We start from the raw sequence: 18,896 nt of genomic DNA on the forward strand, positions 1-18,896 counted from the left end.
GTAAGTCAGTTAAGCTGTGCGGGCACATTGCCCGCAATCACTCGCAAGATTGGCCGGATTAACGCTGCTCGATTGGGGGAACTTCACGGGGGCAACGCCTACATAATCGGCACTGGGGCGGATAATGCGGTTGTTGGCGCGTTGTTCCATCACGTGTGCCGCCCATCCCGTCAGGCGGGAGCAGACAAAAATGGGCGTGAACAGTTTGGTCGGGATGCCCATGTAGTGATAAGCGCTGGCATGGAAAAAGTCAGCGTTACAGAACAGTTTTTCTCTTGCCACATCAGTGCTTCACACGCCACTGACACCTTGTAAAGCCGTTCATCGCCGACTTCTTTTGACAGCTTTTCAGACCAGCTCTTGATAATGGCGTTACGGGGATCGGACTCCCGGTAGATGGCGTGACCAAACCCCATGATCTTTTCTTTGCGTTCCAGTTTGCCGAGCAAGGTTGCGCGGGCATCCTCTTCATCACGCATGTTCTGGATCAGCTCCATTGCCGCTTCGTTGGCACCGCCATGCAGTGGCCCACGTAGAGAGCCAATGGCACCGGTGATGCAGGAAAACATATCCGACAAGGTTGAGGCACAAACCCGAGCGGTGAAGGTGGAAGCGTTAAATTCATGTTCGGCATAGAGGATCAGTGATACATCCATGACGCGGGCATGCAGCGGAGCTGGTTTTTTGCCATGCAGCAGATGCAGGAAATGTGCGCCAATCTGCTCGTCATCGGTTTCGGTTTCAATCCGCACGCCATCGTGGCTGAAACGATACCAGTAGCAGATGATGGACGGGAACGCGCCTAACAGACGGTCAGCCACATCCTGCTGTTCGCTGAAATCCTTCTCTGGCTCCAGATTACCGAGCATGGAGCAACCGGTACGCATCACATCCATAGGGTGGGAACTGGCGGGAATGCGTTCCAACACTTCTTTCAACGCCTGTGGTAAGCCGCGCAAGCCCTTAAGTTTTTGCCGATAGGCGGCTAACTTGGCCACGTTGGGGAGTTCACCATAGAGGATCAGATAAGCGACTTCTTCAAAACTGACATGTTCTGCCAGATCTTTTACGTCGTAGCCGCGGTAGGTCAGGCCGGAGCCAGATTTCCCTACGGTACTCAGTGCCGTTTCACCCGCGCTTTGTCCGCGCAGTCCAGCACCACTCAGTTTCTTATCAGTCATTGCTGCTTCCTCTATTCCGTTGAACATTTTTATATATTGGCAATCATTGCCTGGTCCGGCCCAGCCTGCTGCCGTTCGCCCCCGCAATCGGGCAGCAGGTTGGTGCATGTGCTGCCGGTTATTTGCTAAACAGTTGATCCAGCTTGTCTTCGTACTGGTGATATCCCAGATAGTGGTACAGCTCTTCACGGGTCTGCATGGTGTCAACCACATTGCGCTGGTGCCCATCGGCCACGAGAGCTTGCATCACTGTGAGTGCCGCTTTGTTCGCCGCGCGGAATGGACTCAATGGATAAAGCACCATCGCCACCCCAACGTCCGCCAGTTGTTCCTTATTGAACAGCTCGGTTTTGCCAAACTCGGTCATGTTGGCAAGAATGGGGGCTTTGACCACTTCTTTGAAGCGCACGTATTGCTGCAATTCGGTCAGCGCTTCAGCGAAAATCATGTCGGCACCGGCTTCAATGTATGCCGCGGCACGTTCGATACCGGATTCCAACCCTTCCACGGCCACGGCATCTGTCCGCGCCATGATGACGAAATTCTCGTCCTGGCGCGCATCCACCGCGGCTTTGATGCGATCAACCATCTCATCAATGCTGACGACCGCTTTATTGGGTCGGTGACCACAACGTTTCTGCGATACCTGATCTTCCATGTGCACTGCGGCCACACCGGCTTTCTCAAATTCCTTAATGGTACGGGCGATATTAAATGCGCCGCCCCAGCCGGTATCAATGTCTACCAGCAGTGGCAGCTCTGTGGCTGAGGTGATGCGACTGGCATCGATCAGCACATCGTTCATCGAGGTCATTCCCAGATCTGGCCAGGCCATAAGAGGCGTTGGCCACGCCGGCACCCGAAAGGTATAGCGCCTGAATGCCGCATTGTTCTGCCATCAAGGCGAAATAGGCGTTAGTGGTACCAACGATTTGCAGCGGTTTATTGTTTGCCACCGCTTGGCGAAATCTCAATCCGGCACTTGCTTTCATCTGTTGCTCCTTGTGTCCTCAGCAAACTTGTTGGGGCTTGGCCGCCAGCGTTTGCGCCTGAAGTTGTTTCAATCTCTGTTCGGTGTTCTGTCGCCCTTGCTCGATATGACGGCGCATCAGCAAGCCCGCGAGTTCGGCATCGCGTTGGGCGATGGCCTCAACGATACGACGATGTTCTGCGATGGCTCTGACCGGACGGCGACTGTTGTTGGTGCATTGGTAACGGTACATACGTAACAGGTGGTAGAGGCCACCAATCAGGGTTTCCTGCAAATGACGGTTACCGCTGGCACGGATGATCTGATAGTGAAAATCGACATCACCCTCTTGCTGGAAATAACTGTCACCGTCAGCTAAAGCGGCCTCTTGGCGCTCTAATAACTGCCACAGGTTATCGAGTTGCTGTTGGGTAATACGCTTGGCTGCCAGTTCACAGGCCATGACTTCTAGCGTGCTGCGCAATTCATAGAGGTCGTTGAGTTCTTCAACCGTCAGTGCCGCCACTCTGGCACCAATATGGGGCACCCGCACCACTAAGCGCTGCCGCTCTAGCAGTTGCAATGCTTCGCGGGTTGGACCGCGGCTGATGCCATATTTTTCTGCTAATGCTTGCTCGTTGATTTTGCTACCGGCGGGCAGCTCACCTTTGATGATGCTGGTCTGGATCTGCACCAATACCTGTTCCACCAGCGTGAGGCTTTTTCCTGCGGCGTAAATTCTGGCAAATTCTGGGGTGATAGCGCCTGTCCCATGTGCAGTCCTGTTGACAAAATGTGCATTGACCTTAAAGTTGTGGGTGTTAATTGTCAACAATATGCAATGTTAGACGTAAGTCTAACAAAAATATCTAATAAATATATTTATGTTTAATATCAATATATTAATTATATAAATCGTGCAAAAAATATTCTTTAAGTTAAGTTAATGCTGATGTGTTTTGTAGACAATATTTCGAACTGATATAAATGCGTCATCTCTTATGGCTTGTTACAATCAAGCCATTGTTAACAAGCGCAATGGTATTTTCATGTCGCGTGGCAAAATCCTGATTAGCGCCTGTTTGATGGGCGAAAAGGTGCGTTATGATGGCCAAGACAATCTGATAACGCATCCAGTGATACAAGGTTGGCAGCAAGCGCAACGTCTGCTGATTATCTGTCCGGAAATGGCGGGTGGTTTGCCAGTTCCACGGGCACCTGCGGAGCAGCTAGGCGCTAGGGTGATCACCTGTGATGGTGCTGATGTTACCGCCGCATTTCAGCGTGGCGCTGAGTGTGCGCGGCAATTGGCACAACAGCAGCAGGTGGTGATGGCTATTCTAAAGGCTAGGAGTCCATCTTGTGGTGTCGGGCAGATTTACGATGGCAGCTTTAGCCGACGGCTCATTGCTGGCGATGGTGTGACCGCCGCGGCGTTAAGACAGATGGGCATAAAGGTATTTAGTGAATTGCAGTTACCCGAAGCCATTGCCTGGTGGCAACGGCGTTTACGGGATGAGGCGTGACTAGGACAACACCTTGTCGTTGTAGTTAGCTGTACGTTGCTGATGCTGGGTCAGTAAGTTGTCTATCTGCTGATCTTTGGCTTCCCATATTTGATTAAGCCAACGTTGGAAGGCCACTCGATATTCCGGTTCACTGAAATACTGTTCGGCATCCACGTCTGGAACCGGTAAAGCTTCAACCCGGATCACTATCTTATGTACCTTACCGTGCATCACCGCATTAAGAATATCTTTTGGGGCATCTGGGTAAACCACTGTGACATTCAGTAACGCATCAAACTGTTCACCCATGGCCGATAGGGTAAAGGCAATTCCGCCAGCTTTAGGCTTCAACAAATGTCGATAGGGCGAATTTTGGCGTTTGCGTTTTGCATCAGTGAAGCGGCTGCCTTCCACATAATTGATGATGGAGGTGGGCAGATCCTTGAATTTTTCGCAAGAGCGCCGGGTCGTGGCCAGATCCTTGCCCTTAAGTTTGGGGTTCTTCTTGAGTTTTTCCGGGCTGGTACGGTTCATAAAGGGCATGTCTAGCGCCCAGCACCCTAACCCCATCAGCGGAATATAAAGAAGCTCTTTCTTCAAGAAAAACTTCAACATAGGAATATGATTGCGGAATATATAAGTCTGGGCCGCGATATCAAAACCACTCAGATGGTTACTGATTAACAGATACCAGCCATCTTTTTTAAGATGTTCCAGTCCTTGTACATCCCACTCTACTTTCGCAATCAGATGCAGAATGCCGCCATTCCAGGTCGCCCAAGCCCACATAAAAGTGTTCATCAATCGGGTGACCAATACTTGCCAGGGGCGCCAAGGCAACAACAGTTTAAACAAGCCCCCAACACAGACCAACGAACTCCAGAGAATAGTGTTCAGTATCAGCAGTAGCGTGCTTAACGCAAACAAGATGGTACTAGGCAGAAAATTCAGCATCAGGCATCTCCTCGCGTCTGTGCTTGCAGACGATCCAGTACCTGATCTTTGTGATGCCAAATCTGATTCAGCCTTTCTTGGAAATGCTGTTTGAACTCGCGATCATTCATATAATCACCACGCATATCGGCGGTGATCTCTTGCAGTTCAAGGTGCACATAGACCTCAGGCAGATGTCCACTGATGTAATCCCAGAAGGTAGGAATGTGTTGCGGATAATAGATGGTGATATCTAGCATTTTGTTGATCTGTTCGCCCATGGCTGACAACGCAAATGCCATGCCGCCGGCCCGTGGTCGTAACAGATGCTGATAGGGCGAATTTTGTTGCTTATGTTTAGCCGGACGGAAGCGGGTACCTTCCACAAAATTCATCACACTGACGGGATTGTGCTTGAACTTGGCACAGGCCTTACGGGTGATTTCAATATCCTTGCCACGTAGCTTAGGGTTTTTCTTGAGTTGCGCAGTGGTATAACGCCGCATAAAGGGAAAATCTAGCGCCCACCAAGCTAATCCCAATACCGGCACATAGATTAACTGCTGTTTGAGAAAGAATTTCAGGAATGGGATTTTATGGTTAAGCAGCCGCTGCAACACCAGAATATCTACCCAACTCTGATGGTTGGCAATCACCATATACCATTCATTGACGGACAGCGGCGGCATGGCATCCACGTGAATTGTTAGCGGATGAAATAGTTTTTCAATCAAACCATTAGTACTGATCCAGCCAGTCGCACAGCGATCGAGAAAGCGGCTACTGAGCCGTTTAATGACAGGTAGCGGCAACAGCAGTTTTATCACACTGCCCAATAATAAAGGGACACACCACAACAAGGTGTTAATGACATAACAGCAAAAGGCGAGACAGCCACGAATAAAGTACAACGTCAGGGCTCCGCTACAGGATAGAAATTCGACCGCTTATGTTACCTGTAGATGACACTGTGCTCAATCCTGTGTGCCGTGAATCTGTCCAACAGTGTGAAAGTGTGGATAAAAACCAATAAAAACCCGGGCATTGGCACCCGGGTTGAGTTGTATGCGGTTTGAAAATTAGAAGTGATACTTCACAATCACGGAGTAGGTATCCTGATCGACACCGTCTACACCATATTTGTTCTTCCAGTAATCGTATTCAATCCCCACCAGCAAACGATTCTTTTGTGCTGAACCAAAGATCAGGGCTCCAAGGTCGTATTTGATCTGTGGATTGATATGGATATTTTCTTTGTAACCCAGGTCACCGTCAGAGGCGAATACCCAGTCAATGAAACCATCGAACACGATATTGCTATCGCCAACCGGGATATCAATGCGCCATACAGGCGTAAACTGCCAGCCGCTGCTGTTATTATTGTCAGCATCACGACGATAGGTGTTTAGCTGCAAATAAGAGAAATAAGGCACTTTGACATCCAGCCCCACACCGTACAGGAAGCTTTCAACATCCCCTTCACCGTGTTCATAGGTCAGCGCTAGGGATACGTCAGTAATGGCACCATAACCTACTGGTTGTCCCAGGATTTTACTGGCACTGAAGCGTGGTGAAATTTCACCATAGTTAGTGTTTGATTCGCCATTGGAATCATTCAGATGAATGAAGTCATGGAACAGGAACCAGTCGCCATACTTCCAGCCACCAGCAGACTCAATGGTCACAGTGGTTTGTTCGTCTGAAGGTGCCAGTTTATAGTCGTCGCCGTACAGTACGGTGACACTGGTATCTGTCCACTGTACCAAGTCTTCACTGAAGGCTTGTGGTGACAGCAACAGTGCCAGTAATAGGCAGGTTTTTTCATCATGGGTTATCCCTAGTTGTAGAGTAGTAAGCAATGTAATTATCGCGACCGGTATCGAGTTCCATTGGTGCAAAAATCATCACGTCCTATGGTTGAATTCTTTGATCCGCACCCGGCTTAAAAAACCAAGGCAATATAGGGAAAAACGCTGCGGGACTCAAAGGATTTTTACATTTTTTGTTTTTCGTTGAATAATCTTCAATCTATTGAATACAAACATAAAATATCAATTTTAAACAACAGAACGACGTAGGGATTAGGCCGTGGCATCAGCACAGATGTTGAATTTGTGATCTCGTTGCAACTTTTGCCGGGATTTTCACCACAGTTTTATCTATTTCCCATTCAGTTTTATTTCATCTTTTGACATATTATGTCGATTCGGTTAAAAACTGTTGCTATAGTGGTGCGGTGCAGAGTTGATTTCGGGGGAAGAAATATGATGTCTTCGAGTGCTGTGTGGTACTGGCTGCTTGCCGGGGCTGTGCTGATGCTGGCGGAATTAGTGATTCCCGGCGGCATAGTGGTATTCCTCGGGGCGGCTTGTGTGGTGGTGGCCGGTGCACTCTGGACCGGTATGGTACATGGTTGGGTGCAGAGTTTAACTCTCTGGTTTATCAGCTCCATTGTGCTGCTACTGGGGTTCCGACAGGTGACGCAACGCATGGTGGGCGGTGACTCCCATGTTGATAATACCGATGAAGAACTGGACATCTACAATCAGCGAGCACAGGTGAAGGAGACCATAGGGCCGGGTGAAAAGACCGGACGTATTACGTTTCAGGGGCCGACTGGCCAGCATTGGGGGATGGCAGTGTGATCCCCGCTGGAACAGCCGTCAGAATTATCTGCCGCGAGAATATCGCTTTGGTGGTGGAGCCGTTGCAGGACGGTGAGTGATCACAAACAGGAAGGACACTATGTTTGCTTTTACCATTCTTATCCTTTTTATAGGATTCATACTTTATAAGTTATTGCTCATCGTGCCGATGCGCGAAGTACATGTTATTGAGCGTCTTGGAAAATTCCGTACTGTGCTGGAGCCAGGTTTTCACTTTTTAATCCCATTCTTTGACCGCGTCGCCTATCGCCACGATACCCGCGAGCAAGTGCTGGATGTTCCGCCCCAAAGCTGTATTTCCAAGGACAATATCCAACTGGAAGTCGATGGCTTGGTATATCTCAAAGTCATGGATGGCAAACTCGCCAGTTATGGTATTGAAGACTACCGCATGGCAGCGGTCAATCTGGCACAAACCACTATGAGATCTGAAATAGGCAAACTTAGCCTCAGCGAGACTTTTTCAGAACGCGAACGCCTTAATGAAGCGATTGTGCGGGAGATAGATAAAGCCTCAGATCCCTGGGGGATTAAGATGTTGCGCTATGAAATCAAGAATATCAGTCCGTCACGGCATGTGATCCATACGCTGGAAAAACAGATGGAAGCTGAGCGGCGTAAACGGGCGGAGATTACCCTCGCCAGTGCCGAGAAAGAAGCCACGATCAATCTGTCACAGGGAGAACGTCAAGAGGCGATCAATATCTCCGAGGGGCAGAAACAGAAGCGTATTAACGAGGCCAAAGGTACCGCCCAAGAAATTGCCATTGTGGCCAATGCCCAGGCGCAGGCAATGTCGCTGGTTGCTAAGGCATTAGCCGCCGATGGTGGCAATGAAGCGATGAATATGCAGTTGAAAGAGCAGTTTATTGAACAGATTGGGCAGGTGATCGCGCAGGCCGATATTGCCGTAGTACCGACAGAACTTGCCAAAATGGAAGGATTCTTTGCGGGTATGGAACAAGTGGCCGACAGCGTACAAGGAGCAAAAGTATGATCCCGACAGAATTTGATACCGATATGCTGGTGTTAGCTATCTGGGGCATTATTTTTCTGATTTTTATTGTGAATCTGTTCCGCTCTATTCGGTTGGTGCCAACTAAATCTGCCTACCTTGTTGAACGACTGGGTAAATATCATGCAACCTTAGATGCGGGGTTTCACGCCTTGATCCCCTTTGTGGATAAGGTGGCTTATATTCATGATCTTAAAGAAGAAACCATTGATGTACCGCCACAGGAATGTTTTTCCAGCGATGAGGTAAATGTTGAAGTTGACGGCGTGATTTATCTGTCGGTTGTCGACCCGGTTAAGGCGAGTTACGGCGTGACCGATTACCGTTATGCGGCGATTCAACTGGCTCAGACAACCACGCGTTCAGTAATTGGAACGTTGGAGTTGGATCGTACTTTTGAAGAGCGGGATCTTATCAGTGCCAAAGTGGTGGAGGTGTTAGATCAGGCCGGGGCATCTTGGGGTATTCGAGTGCACCGCTACGAAATCAAGAATATAACACCGCCAGAAACCGTTAAAAATGCCATGGAAATGCAGGTGAATGCTGAACGTGAGCGACGGGCGCTGCTGGCGAAAAGTGAAGGTGATAAGCAGAGTAAAATTAACCGTTCTGAAGGGGTGAAACAGGAGATGATCAACCTGTCAGAAGGGGAGATGCAGCGGCGTATTAACGAGGCCGAAGGTAAGGCGCAGGAGATCTTAGCGTTGGCGCAAGCAACGGCCGAGTCCATTGAAAAGCTAGCGGCGGTGATCAGTGCGCCCGGTGGCCGCAATGCACTGCGGATGCAGTTGGGTGAGCAGTATCTTGGCAAACTCAATAAACTGGGGAAAACGGGGAGTCGCGTGGTTGTGCCCGCCAATCTGGTAGATTTTCAGCAGTGGATGAGTGCTATTGGTCTACAGGAAGATAAGAGCAGCAACTGACATTTGCGTAACAAAAAGGCCGCATGCTTGCAGCCTTTGACTTTTCAGCAATGAGCCACTGATAGTGGCTCGCATCAAGCTAATCTTTACTTGGCGCGTTTCATCGCGGTAAAGAATTCTTCATTGGTTTTGGTCATCGCCAGTTTGTCGATCAGGAATTCCATGGCGCTGACTTCATCCATCGGGTTCAGGATTTTCCGCAGGATCCACATTTTCTGCAGTTCATCTGGCGTAGTCAGTTTCTCTTCACGACGAGTGCCTGAACGATTGAAGTCGATGGCCGGGAACACGCGTTTTTCTGCGGCTTTGCGCGACAAATGCAGTTCTTGGTTACCTGTGCCCTTAAACTCTTCGTAAATCACTTCATCCATCTTTGAACCGGTATCGATCAATGCGGTCGCGATAATGGTCAGGCTGCCACCGTTTTCAATATTACGGGCAGCACCAAAGAAGCGCTTAGGACGATGCAAGGCGTTAGCATCCACACCACCAGTCAATACCTTACCAGATGAAGGCACTACTGTGTTGTATGCCCGCGCTAGACGAGTGATAGAGTCCAGCAGGATCACCACATCTTTTTTGTGTTCGACTAGACGCTTGGCTTTTTCAATCACCATTTCGGCAACCTGCACATGGCGGCTGGCGGGTTCGTCGAAGGTTGAAGCAATCACTTCACCTTGCACCAGACGCTGCATTTCGGTCACTTCTTCTGGACGTTCATCGATCAGCAACACCATCAATACCACTTCAGGATTGTTATAGGTGATGGACTGAGCGATGTTTTGCAGCAGCAATGTCTTACCGGCTTTTGGCGGGGCGACAATCAAACCACGCTGACCCTTACCAATAGGCGAACACAGATCCAATATACGGGCAGTGATATCTTCGGTTGAACCATTGCCGCGTTCCATACGTAAACGCTCTTCTGCGTGCAGCGGCGTAAGGTTTTCAAATAGGATCTTGTTGCGGGAATTTTCAGGTTTGTCGAAGTTGACTTCGTTCACTTTCAGCAGGGCGAAATAACGTTCCCCTTCTTTTGGCGGACGGATTTTGCCAAAAATAGTATCGCCCGTTCGCATGTTGAAGCGACGGATCTGACTTGGAGAAACATAGATATCGTCTGGGCCGGCGAGATAGGAACCATCGGCACTGCGTAGAAATCCGAAACCATCTTGCAGAATTTCCAGTACGCCGCCACCGAAAATATCTTCACCACTTTTGGAGTGGGCTTTAAGAATAGAAAATATGATGTCCTGCTTGCGGGCACGGGCCATATTCTCCAAGTTCATTTCTTCGGCGAGAGCGACTAAGTCAGCAATAGACTTGTTTTTTAATTCAGTTAAATTCATTTTGGTGGGTCTTGTTTTTAGCGACAAAGCTTACGCGCGTGCTCAATCACTCAAAATGGATTTGAAGGAAATTGATTGAACTGCGAGAAGTGGGTTTTAGATAGAATCTGGTTAATAAGTTAGCACTATAAAACGGGAGCGTCCAGCGCTTTGCTTGCCCGGCAAGCAATTTATTGCAATTGCGTGCCGGGTATCACTTCTTGAGCTAAATCTGCGCGTCGATAAACTCTTTTAGTTGGGTCTTGGACAGCGCACCAACTTTAGTTGCGGCTAATTCACCATTTTTGAACAGCAGCAGTGTTGGGATGCCACGAATGCCATATTTGGCTGGGGTGGCGTTGTTCTGATCTACGTTGACTTTAGCGATGGTCAGTTTGCCATCATAGTCAGTCGCGATGTCATCCAGGATGGGTGCAATCATTTTACATGGACCACACCATTCAGCCCAAAAGTCTACCAGCACTGGCTTGTCAGACTTCAACACATCAGATTCGAAGCTGTCATCGCTTACATAGATAATTTTATCACTCATGATCTTCTCCATTGGGTGCCATTACTGGTCTGTAATCGGCATTACCTGTATATTGGGGTCGTGGAACGGTAAATCAAGTTATCGTTTCCCTTGTTGCTATTTCAAACTATCGAGTATCTTATTGCAACCCAAAACTGGTATGCTGCCGCTATGAGCGAAACACATTTATCTCAACAAAAATTTGCTGATCTGCCGCTGCACCCTGAGGTGATTCAGGCGCTGACGGAGAACGGCTTCGAATACTGTACGCCAATTCAGGCGCTGTCACTGCCGGTGCTATTGAAAGGCAAGGATATTGCTGGTCAGGCACAAACGGGTACAGGAAAAACATTGGCATTTCTGGTTGCCACTTTTGATTATCTGCTAGCTCATCCGGCCCCTGAAAATCATCAGCTCAATCAACCCCGCGCCATCATTATGGCCCCGACAAGAGAATTGGCGATCCAGATTGCGAAAGATGGCCAGTTGCTATCTAAGCATACGGGCCTAAAACAGGGAATTGTTTACGGCGGTGAAGGTTATGATGCCCAACGTAAAGTGTTGGATGCTGGGGTCGACATTCTGATTGGCACCACCGGACGAATTATCGATTATGTGCGTCAAGGGGTGATCAATTTAGGCGCCATTCAGGCGGTGGTTCTCGATGAGGCGGATCGGATGTTCGATCTGGGCTTTATCAAGGACATCCGCTTCTTATTCCGGCGCATGCCTGCCGCAGACCAGCGGCTGAACATGCTGTTTTCAGCCACGCTGTCGATGAAGGTACAGGAACTGGCATATGACCATATGAACGACCCGGTCAAAGTGGAAATTGCGCCAGAAGAAAAGACCTCAAAGAACATCAAAGAAGAGCTGTTTTACCCTTCGATGGAAGATAAAATTCCATTGTTATTGACCTTGATTGAAGAAGACTGGCCAGAAAAAGCTATTGTTTTTGCCAATACCAAACACCAATGTGAAAACCTCTGGGGTTGGCTTGAAGGTGATGGTCATCGGGTGGGATTACTCACTGGCGATGTGCCACAGAAGAAACGTCTGAAAATTCTGGAACAGTTTACCAAGGGCGAACTGGACATTCTGGTAGCGACTGACGTGGCCGCCCGCGGGCTGCATATTCCGCATGTTTCTCACGTCTATAACTTTGATTTACCAGATGACTGCGAAGATTACGTGCATCGCATTGGCCGTACTGGCCGTGCCGGTGAAAAAGGGATCTCCGTCAGCTTTGCCTGTGAGGAATATGCGCTGAACCTGCCGGCTATTGAAGCGTATATTGAGCATCCCATCCCGCTCACATCCTATGATCGTGAAGCCTTGCTCGATGATATTCCGGCGCCAGTGAAACTGCATCGCCGGGCTCCCCGTAATAAAAGAGAACGGACACAAGGGAGTCGACCATCGGGACGTCGCCCTGACCGTAGCCGCAGGAACTGACATATTTGAGTCTCTACGCGGCCATAACTCTGGGATCCAATAGTTTTAATATGCTGGTGGCTCATACCGTGGGCAACCAGCCGAAAGTCATCGCAAAATACAAACGTAAAGTGCGTTTGGCTGAAGGGATCGGCAGTGATGGGCGCTTGCAAGAGAATGCAATGCAGCGCGGTCTTGATTGCTTGGCGATGTTTGCCGAGATGTTGCAGCAACACGGTGTTGCGATTGCTAATGTGGCAGTAGTGGCCACAGCTACCTTGCGCAGTATTAATAATGCCGATGAATTCAATGCTCGTGCGCTGCCGATATTAGGGCTGCCGATCGAGATCATCTGTGGTATGCGTGAGGCCGAGCTTATCTATCAAGGCATGGTAGCCACCACTCAAGGTCATGGCCGTCGGTTAGTGATCGATATTGGCGGTGCCAGTACCGAATTTATTATTGGTGATGGCGAGCAGTTACTGTTTAAAACCAGTTTGCCTTTTGGCAGCGTCACCTACAACCGGGCTTTTTCGGTTCGGCACCACTGCAACAGATGGATTTTGATGACGTGCAGTTGAGTGTAGCCAATGCGCTAGGGGAATATCGGCAGCAACTGCTGGCCTTAGGCTGGCATGCTGTGGTCGGCGCTTCTGGGGCGGTGCAATCTGTGGTGGAGCTATTGCAGCACCGCAGAGCTTCGGAAATCATCACCGCTGAAGTGTTACAGCAACTCAAGCTGGAAATTTTGGCAGAACAATCACTGGAGTTACCGGGGATCTTAGGCTTATCGCGGGAGCGGGCTCCGACTTTTGCGGCCGGGGTTGCCATACTTTTAGCACTGTTTGAACTCTTAAAAATCCAACAGCTAGCCTTGTCAGGTGGGGCACTCCGTGAAGGGGTGTTATTGATGCTGGCCAAGCGCGTTGCGGGATGATTTGGGCACTGTTGCCAAGCAAGCTCACCGACAATAACAAAAAAGGACCTATGTGGTCCTTTTGTTATTATTACGCGTGATTATCCAAGAATTTTCGCTAGGTCTTTTTCAAGAGACTCGGTTGGACGTTCTACAATGCGGCCAATCTCTTTGCCGTCCTGGATCACCATAAAGGTTGGGATGCGCTTGAAGTCATATTTGGCTGCTAGCCCTTCAGGATCATGTTTTTTACGATCGACCCCAATAAATTTTACTGAGATATTGGGGTTGTTAACTGCTTCCATGATCTTGATAAAACGCGGGGTTTCCCGATGACAATCCGGGCACCAAGTCCCAATGATAACCACAATCTGAGTCGGTTTGCTGACCGCTTTTAATGGGGCAATTGCCGCTGTATCTACCTCATAACTCTGGTAGCCGCTTTCAAATGGCGGTAACTCAGTGACCAGTTTTTTACCATCGATAACACCGGTAAGGATTACTTCCTGCTGTTCTTGCTTACAGGTCGCCATAAAGCCGCCTTCATTCTCTTTAAAATTACAACCATCATTGGCCAATGTCTGGCAGCTGAAAAACAGCGCTGTGGTGGCCAGCAATACTTTTACATTTTGCTGCATTGTACTTCCTTTAAGCATCCTAAACCAAGGTAATGATTCAACCACCAGTATTGCTATAGACAAAGGAGCAAAGGGTATGAATGTTAGCAGGATCACTAAATTAGTGTCTGAATTAGCGCTATTTATCTAAACAACTCATGGGAGTGAAAACACTATGAATTTCAGCCTTCCACTGAGGGCATCGCCGTTTGTGGCACATGACAACAAACTTGATTTCTACCTTGATTTTTTGCTTGATACAGCGCCTGATCGGCCTGGGCTAGCAGTTGCACGGTATCGCTATCGGCTTTAATCACATCGGCACTGACACCTATGCTGGCGGTGAGCGCAATGGCGTGCCCATCCCATGACACGGCTAATGCCGCAATCGCTTGTCGAAGTTGCTCCGCTAACTGTCTGGCCCCATCAATATCGGTGTTAGGCAGGATCACCGCAAATTCCTCGCCACCGAAACGGGCCACCAGATCGCCTGGTCGTTTTAGATGCACTTTCAATGTTGCCGCAATGGCTTTTAATGTTTGATCGCCGGCCAGATGCCCATAGCTATCGTTGATGGTTTTGAACTTATCGATATCCAGCATCAACATGGCGAGAGGCGTCTGCTGGCGACGACTGATGCGGCCTTCTGCCTGTAATTTCTTATCAAAGGCTTCGCGATTGCGCGTCCCTGTGAGCGCATCCATCTGTGACTTTTCTGTCAGTTTGCGGTTCGCTTCATTGAGCTCACGCATGGCAAATTCCAGCTCTAGCGTGCGTTCCTGCACCATGTGTTCCAGCCGTTCATTACTCTTGGCTTCCAGTAACAGAGCTTCTTCTTTGGCTTCGCGGATCCTTTGTGCCTGAATAAGTGCTTCATGCTGGATGCGCATTTTGGATTTGCGTTCTTCGTTATAGCGCACGGCCAAAACGGCGGCCATAAAAATAACTTCGACCGTGAGTCCTAACATTACAGGTGTGAGGGGATTTAAGGGCAGCGATAAAATCCCAATATACATAAAGGCACTTAACAGCACTCCCGCGGTTTTGCCTAACGATGAGATGGCATACAGGCGTGCGAGTTGGTTACCGATAATCGCTTGTTGAATACTCAGCAGCAGCAGAATAACCGAGACAACTACGACGGCGATTAGGTCGCAGTACAGGGCAATTTTATAGGGTAATACTAATGAAACCGGGATGAGGACGGTGCTTATGGCGGTTAAATGCCGCCCTAATCGTAACAGTGAACGGCTAAAGTATTTGAGTTGTAAGGCTTTTTCAGTAAAAAGGACATTGAACACCAGCACCAGCGGGATCAGTGGTGCAATAATATGATTTTGTAATGCTGGGAAATTTGGCCATATATGATTAAAGGCGGTGCCATTAGCACAAGCAACCAACAGCGCCATGGTCATAACATAGCCACAGTAGTAACCGTAGCTGTAAGAACTGGTGGTCATGGCCATAAACAGTGAGAACAAACCTATGGCACCAAGGATCCCTAACTGGATCCCGATCATCATGTTGTCATCACTCACATGCCGCAGCATATGGTCTGGTGTCCATAATTTTATTGGTAGATAGCTCGTGCCCTGGGTGTCTACTTTGATCCAGAAATCGTGCAGTTCCCCTGCCTGCATCAGCAACGGATAAATGAAATTATTAAGTAATACAGGGCGTTGGCGAAAGGGGAGCGCATCGCCCATTGTTATCGTGTGTTGCAGCTTATTATTGATGAAATGATAAAACGTGAGTCGATCTATATTGGGATTATCAAATTCCAATAACCATTTATGGGGAGCGTTTGGTGCCTGTAATAAACGAAAATGGTACCAGTCACCATCACTCCCCATCGAGAGCAGCAGTTGTTTGTTTGCTGGTAACCATGCGCTTTCAGGTAAGGCCATTACCTGCTGCAAGGTTGCCTCTGGCGGTTGTTGAGTAAATAAGGTGTATCGTTTGAGGTCTATGGCGCTAGTGTCAGAGCCGTTAACCATCAAAGGCATCGGGTCGTGAGCCAAGGCTTCAGCAGTAAACCCCAGCAGTAATGCTATCAGCAGCCAGCGTGTCATTATATCGACTCCAGTCCAAATAACCGCAGACTGTTTTGATAACATTGTTGCGCAAGCTGTTGTGGCGGTTGCTGTCGCAATTCTGCGACAACCTCAGCAATATAAGGCAAATATTTGGGTTCATTACGGCCAGATTTGGGTTTTGGCCGCATACTGCGTGGCAACAAGTAGGGACTGTCAGTTTCTAGCACTAAACGATCTGCCGGTATTTCAGGCACCGCTGCTGCCAGCGCTTGGCCCCGTCGCTCATCACAGACCCAGCCAGTAATGCCTAAATACAGATCCAGTGCGTTATAATCCGCAACTTGCTGTTTATCACCAGTAAAACAATGTAATACTGCCGCAGGTAGTGATGAACGATAACGGCTTAGTATGTTCAGAAAATCATCATGGGCTTCACGTTGATGCATCAGCACTGGTAACTGTAACTCAGCGGCCAATGCAAGCTGTGCTTCAAATGCTGCTAACTGTTGTGCCCGACTGGAATAATTGCGGTCGAAATCAAGACCACATTCCCCTACGGCTACTACTGGGGCATGGGAACACAACTCGGTGAGTTGTTGCAAACTGTGCGCTTGCCAACTATCCGCATGATGGGGATGAACCCCCGCAGTCGTATAAAGTTGGCGTGGGTACTGCTGTGCTACTTGGATACAGCGCTCACTCTCGGCAAGGTCACTGCCGATCAGCAATAAAGGTGAGACACGCACGTCTGTGGCGTCTTGGAGCACCTGTAGCAAATCCTGTTCTAGCTTGCTGCCGATCAGATTGACAGCTATGTCCATATAGCGCATTTAACGGTCACTGCAGACGTTTGACTCTAATACTGCTATTAAGCCCATCTACAGAAAGAAGAAATGATCCTAATGCTGCACGTTTAACAACCACGTTTTGCCCTTGTTTTAATCTAAAAAATGCCGAGCCAATTTGTTGCCAGCGTTGGCCGTTCGACAAATCAATAACTAATGAGCCGTGGGGATTTTTAGTGACTGCGGTTGTGGTTGATTTGATGTCATTGAGTTCAGGTTCTGGCGCTTTTTCTCTGATGCCAAACTTATCGACTTGTGTCTGTTTTGCATTTTGCTGGCTGTGTTCAACAGCAGTTGATTCATGGTAACTCTGGGTTACATCATCTTTTGATGTCTTCACTGTTGCAACATGCTGTGAAACACCTTTCCCCAACTGATCGTAACACTGTAATCGGCTCATATCATCGGCGATGGCAGCACATTGAACCAGCTGTTGCTCTATTGACGCATGAGCTTGAACAGTGAGTAAAGAAGAGAAGGCAGCAATCCACAAATAACGCATCTAACCATCCTTATATGAAAATTAACACGGCAAATGCTGTGGGTTGGCTACTGATTTTCTTCGCTGGTATCGGCGTCGGTATCATCCGTTTTTTTGCTGTAGAAACGGGCGGCAAATAATCCCCCTTCAAACAGCAACAGCATAGGTACTGCCAACATAGTTTGTGATATCACATCTGGTGGTGTTAGCAACATCCCCACAACAAACGCCCCTACAACAATGTATGGACGCTGTGCTTTCAAATCGTCTGGAGTTGTCACACCTGCCCAGCATAAAAGTACCACAGCAATCGGGATTTCGAAGGCCAAACCAAAGGCAAAAAACAACTTCAACACAAAGTTGAGGTAGCTGTTGATATCGGTAGCAACCTGAACCCCTTCGGGGCCGGCATTGGCGAAGAAACCAAATACGAGTGGGAACACTACGTAATAGGCAAAACTAATCCCTAGATAAAACAGGATAGTACTACTAAATAACAAGGGGGCAATCAAGCGTTTTTCGTGTTTGTAGAGCCCAGGTGCCACAAAGGCCCAGATTTGGTACAACACGTAAGGAATGGCAATAAAAAATGCCAAGACTAATGTCAGTTTGAACGGCGCAAAAAATGGTGCGGCTACATCAGTAGCAATCATGGTACCACCGGATGGCAGCGCCTTCAGTAATGGCACCGCCATGTAGTGATAAATATCTTTGGCCCAATAAACGATTGCCAGAAATACGATTAACACGCTGGCAGTGGCTCTGAGCAATCGATTGCGCAGTTCCAGCAAGTGACTGATTAACGGCTGCTGTTGCGACATTTTTTACCCGCTATTTTTTATCAGTGTCGGAGGCAGATGAAGGCTCGGAAGTAGCTGTCTCAGCAGTTACTTCTGGTGCTGCTGGTTTGGTGTCTTCTACGGCGTTGGCAGGCTTGTCATTGTCAATCTGATACGGACGATTAACGGACTGCGCTGCTTCTTTTAGCTGGTTTATGGATTCCTGCAATTCCGGGGACAGATTACCCAGCCCCTTACTTTCCGCCTTTTTCAAATCGGCGTGCAGTTGCTCCAGCTTGAGTTCTTGTTCAAGCTCATCCTTTACCGAATTTGCCATGCGTTTCATGGTCCGGATAAAGTTAGAGATAGTACGAACGGCTATCGGTAGGCGTTCGGGGCCGAGTACCACCAGCCCCAAGATCCCAATCAATAGCAGTTCGGAAAAGCCGATACCATCGAACATGTGAGATTACGCCTGTTCTTTGTCCTTGGACTCAGGCTTCTTCTCAGTTGCCTCGGCAGATTCGCTTTTCGCAGCGTTATTTTCGATGGTTTTGGTTTCCTCTTCCGGGGTCATAGCATTCTTGAATCCTTTCACAGCGCCACCCAAATCGCTGCCAAGTGAACGCAGCTTCTTGGTACCGAACAGCAGTACAACAATTAATGCGATGATGAGAAGTTGCCAAATACTGATACCACCCATGAAGGTTTCCTCTTAACTCATTGTTCGGT

17 protein-coding genes and 4 pseudogenes are annotated in these 18,896 nt (G+C 48.6%); 6 read left to right on the top strand and 15 right to left on the bottom strand.

Features of this window, described 5'->3' with window-relative positions; all coding sequences use genetic code 11:
• Positions 1-58 precede the first annotated feature (58 nt).
• From prpC to KHX94_RS10645, 3 genes and pseudogenes are all read right to left on the bottom strand, one after another.
• Positions 59-1,181 (bottom strand): annotated as a pseudogene (gene prpC, locus KHX94_RS10635) (bifunctional 2-methylcitrate synthase/citrate synthase).
• Between the two features lie 118 nt (positions 1,182-1,299).
• Positions 1,300-2,173, bottom strand: a pseudogene (gene prpB, locus KHX94_RS10640) (methylisocitrate lyase).
• Between the two features lie 18 nt (positions 2,174-2,191).
• On the bottom strand, positions 2,192-2,911 hold the full coding sequence (locus KHX94_RS10645; RefSeq protein WP_213683408.1) for a GntR family transcriptional regulator: 720 nt from the start codon (positions 2,909-2,911) through the stop codon (positions 2,192-2,194).
• A 241-nt stretch (positions 2,912-3,152) separates the two neighbouring features.
• On the opposite strand from KHX94_RS10645, the gene KHX94_RS10650 reads away from it, so the two are divergent.
• Positions 3,153-3,677, top strand: a complete 525-nt coding sequence (locus tag KHX94_RS10650; protein WP_244859099.1) for a 2-thiouracil desulfurase family protein — start codon at positions 3,153-3,155, stop codon at positions 3,675-3,677.
• Here KHX94_RS10650 and KHX94_RS10655 read toward each other — a convergent pair whose 3' ends face one another.
• From KHX94_RS10655 to KHX94_RS10665, 3 genes are all read right to left on the bottom strand, one after another.
• Positions 3,678-4,613: an acyltransferase gene (locus tag KHX94_RS10655; RefSeq protein ID WP_213680615.1), complete on the bottom strand. Its 936-nt coding sequence runs from the start codon at positions 4,611-4,613 to the stop codon at positions 3,678-3,680.
• On the bottom strand, positions 4,613-5,503 hold the full coding sequence (locus KHX94_RS10660) for an acyltransferase (RefSeq protein WP_425314008.1): 891 nt from the start codon (positions 5,501-5,503) through the stop codon (positions 4,613-4,615). The genes KHX94_RS10655 and KHX94_RS10660 overlap by 1 nt, the downstream gene beginning before the upstream one ends.
• 168 nt (positions 5,504-5,671) lie before the next feature.
• Entirely contained in the window at positions 5,672-6,451 is a 780-nt protein-coding gene (locus KHX94_RS10665) for an outer membrane protein OmpK (RefSeq protein WP_244859100.1), read from the bottom strand.
• Positions 6,452-6,856: 405 nt separating this feature from the next.
• On the opposite strand from KHX94_RS10665, the pseudogene KHX94_RS10670 reads away from it, so the two are divergent.
• The 3 genes and pseudogenes from KHX94_RS10670 to KHX94_RS10680 all read left to right on the top strand — a co-directional run bounded on the left by KHX94_RS10670 (position 6,857) and on the right by KHX94_RS10680 (position 9,196).
• Positions 6,857-7,317 (top strand): annotated as a pseudogene (locus KHX94_RS10670) (NfeD family protein).
• Between the two features lie 20 nt (positions 7,318-7,337).
• Complete coding sequence (locus tag KHX94_RS10675; protein WP_213680616.1) at positions 7,338-8,255, top strand: SPFH domain-containing protein; 918 nt, start codon at positions 7,338-7,340, stop codon at positions 8,253-8,255.
• The gene (locus tag KHX94_RS10680) at positions 8,252-9,196 is read left to right on the top strand and encodes an SPFH domain-containing protein (RefSeq protein ID WP_213680617.1); all 945 of its coding nucleotides are present in this window, start codon (positions 8,252-8,254) and stop codon (positions 9,194-9,196) included. The genes KHX94_RS10675 and KHX94_RS10680 overlap by 4 nt, the downstream gene beginning before the upstream one ends.
• Before the next feature lie 86 nt (positions 9,197-9,282).
• Here KHX94_RS10680 and rho read toward each other — a convergent pair whose 3' ends face one another.
• Both rho and trxA read right to left on the bottom strand, forming a co-directional pair.
• Positions 9,283-10,545 (bottom strand): transcription termination factor Rho, encoded by a 1,263-nt coding sequence (gene rho / locus KHX94_RS10685; protein ID WP_213680618.1) that lies wholly within the window; start codon positions 10,543-10,545, stop codon positions 9,283-9,285.
• Positions 10,546-10,750: 205 nt separating this feature from the next.
• A complete protein-coding gene (gene trxA, locus KHX94_RS10690; protein ID WP_213680619.1) occupies positions 10,751-11,077 on the bottom strand; it encodes a thioredoxin TrxA in 327 nt (108 codons plus the stop codon).
• A 150-nt stretch (positions 11,078-11,227) separates the two neighbouring features.
• Here trxA and rhlB point away from each other — a divergent pair, with 150 nt between their 5' ends.
• Both rhlB and KHX94_RS10700 read left to right on the top strand, forming a co-directional pair.
• On the top strand, positions 11,228-12,511 hold the full coding sequence (rhlB, locus tag KHX94_RS10695; RefSeq protein WP_213680620.1) for an ATP-dependent RNA helicase RhlB: 1,284 nt from the start codon (positions 11,228-11,230) through the stop codon (positions 12,509-12,511).
• 50 nt (positions 12,512-12,561) lie between these two features.
• Positions 12,562-13,427, top strand: a pseudogene (locus KHX94_RS10700) (Ppx/GppA phosphatase family protein).
• 80 nt (positions 13,428-13,507) lie between these two features.
• Here the strand turns inward: KHX94_RS10700 and KHX94_RS10705 are convergent.
• From KHX94_RS10705 to tatA, 7 genes are all read right to left on the bottom strand, one after another.
• Positions 13,508-14,044 (bottom strand): TlpA family protein disulfide reductase, encoded by a 537-nt coding sequence (locus KHX94_RS10705; RefSeq protein ID WP_213680621.1) that lies wholly within the window; start codon positions 14,042-14,044, stop codon positions 13,508-13,510.
• 161 nt (positions 14,045-14,205) lie between these two features.
• Positions 14,206-16,095 carry a sensor domain-containing diguanylate cyclase gene (locus KHX94_RS10710; RefSeq protein ID WP_213680622.1) on the bottom strand — a complete coding sequence of 630 codons (1,890 nt, stop codon included), beginning with the start codon at positions 16,093-16,095 and terminating at the stop codon, positions 14,206-14,208.
• Positions 16,095-16,889: a TatD family hydrolase gene (locus tag KHX94_RS10715; protein WP_213680623.1), complete on the bottom strand. Its 795-nt coding sequence runs from the start codon at positions 16,887-16,889 to the stop codon at positions 16,095-16,097. The genes KHX94_RS10710 and KHX94_RS10715 overlap by 1 nt, the downstream gene beginning before the upstream one ends.
• 7 nt (positions 16,890-16,896) lie before the next feature.
• Positions 16,897-17,406, bottom strand: a complete 510-nt coding sequence (locus KHX94_RS10720; RefSeq protein ID WP_213680624.1) for a hypothetical protein — start codon at positions 17,404-17,406, stop codon at positions 16,897-16,899.
• A gap of 47 nt (positions 17,407-17,453) precedes the next feature.
• On the bottom strand, positions 17,454-18,206 hold the full coding sequence (gene tatC, locus KHX94_RS10725) for a twin-arginine translocase subunit TatC (RefSeq protein WP_213680625.1): 753 nt from the start codon (positions 18,204-18,206) through the stop codon (positions 17,454-17,456).
• Between the two features lie 10 nt (positions 18,207-18,216).
• Positions 18,217-18,627 (bottom strand): Sec-independent protein translocase protein TatB, encoded by a 411-nt coding sequence (gene tatB, locus KHX94_RS10730; RefSeq protein WP_213680626.1) that lies wholly within the window; start codon positions 18,625-18,627, stop codon positions 18,217-18,219.
• 6 nt (positions 18,628-18,633) lie between these two features.
• A complete protein-coding gene (gene tatA, locus KHX94_RS10735; RefSeq protein WP_213680627.1) occupies positions 18,634-18,867 on the bottom strand; it encodes a Sec-independent protein translocase subunit TatA in 234 nt (77 codons plus the stop codon).
• Positions 18,868-18,896 lie beyond the last annotated feature (29 nt).

This window comes from Shewanella dokdonensis, from assembly GCF_018394335.1.
Lineage (GTDB): Bacteria > Pseudomonadota > Gammaproteobacteria > Enterobacterales > Shewanellaceae > Shewanella > Shewanella dokdonensis.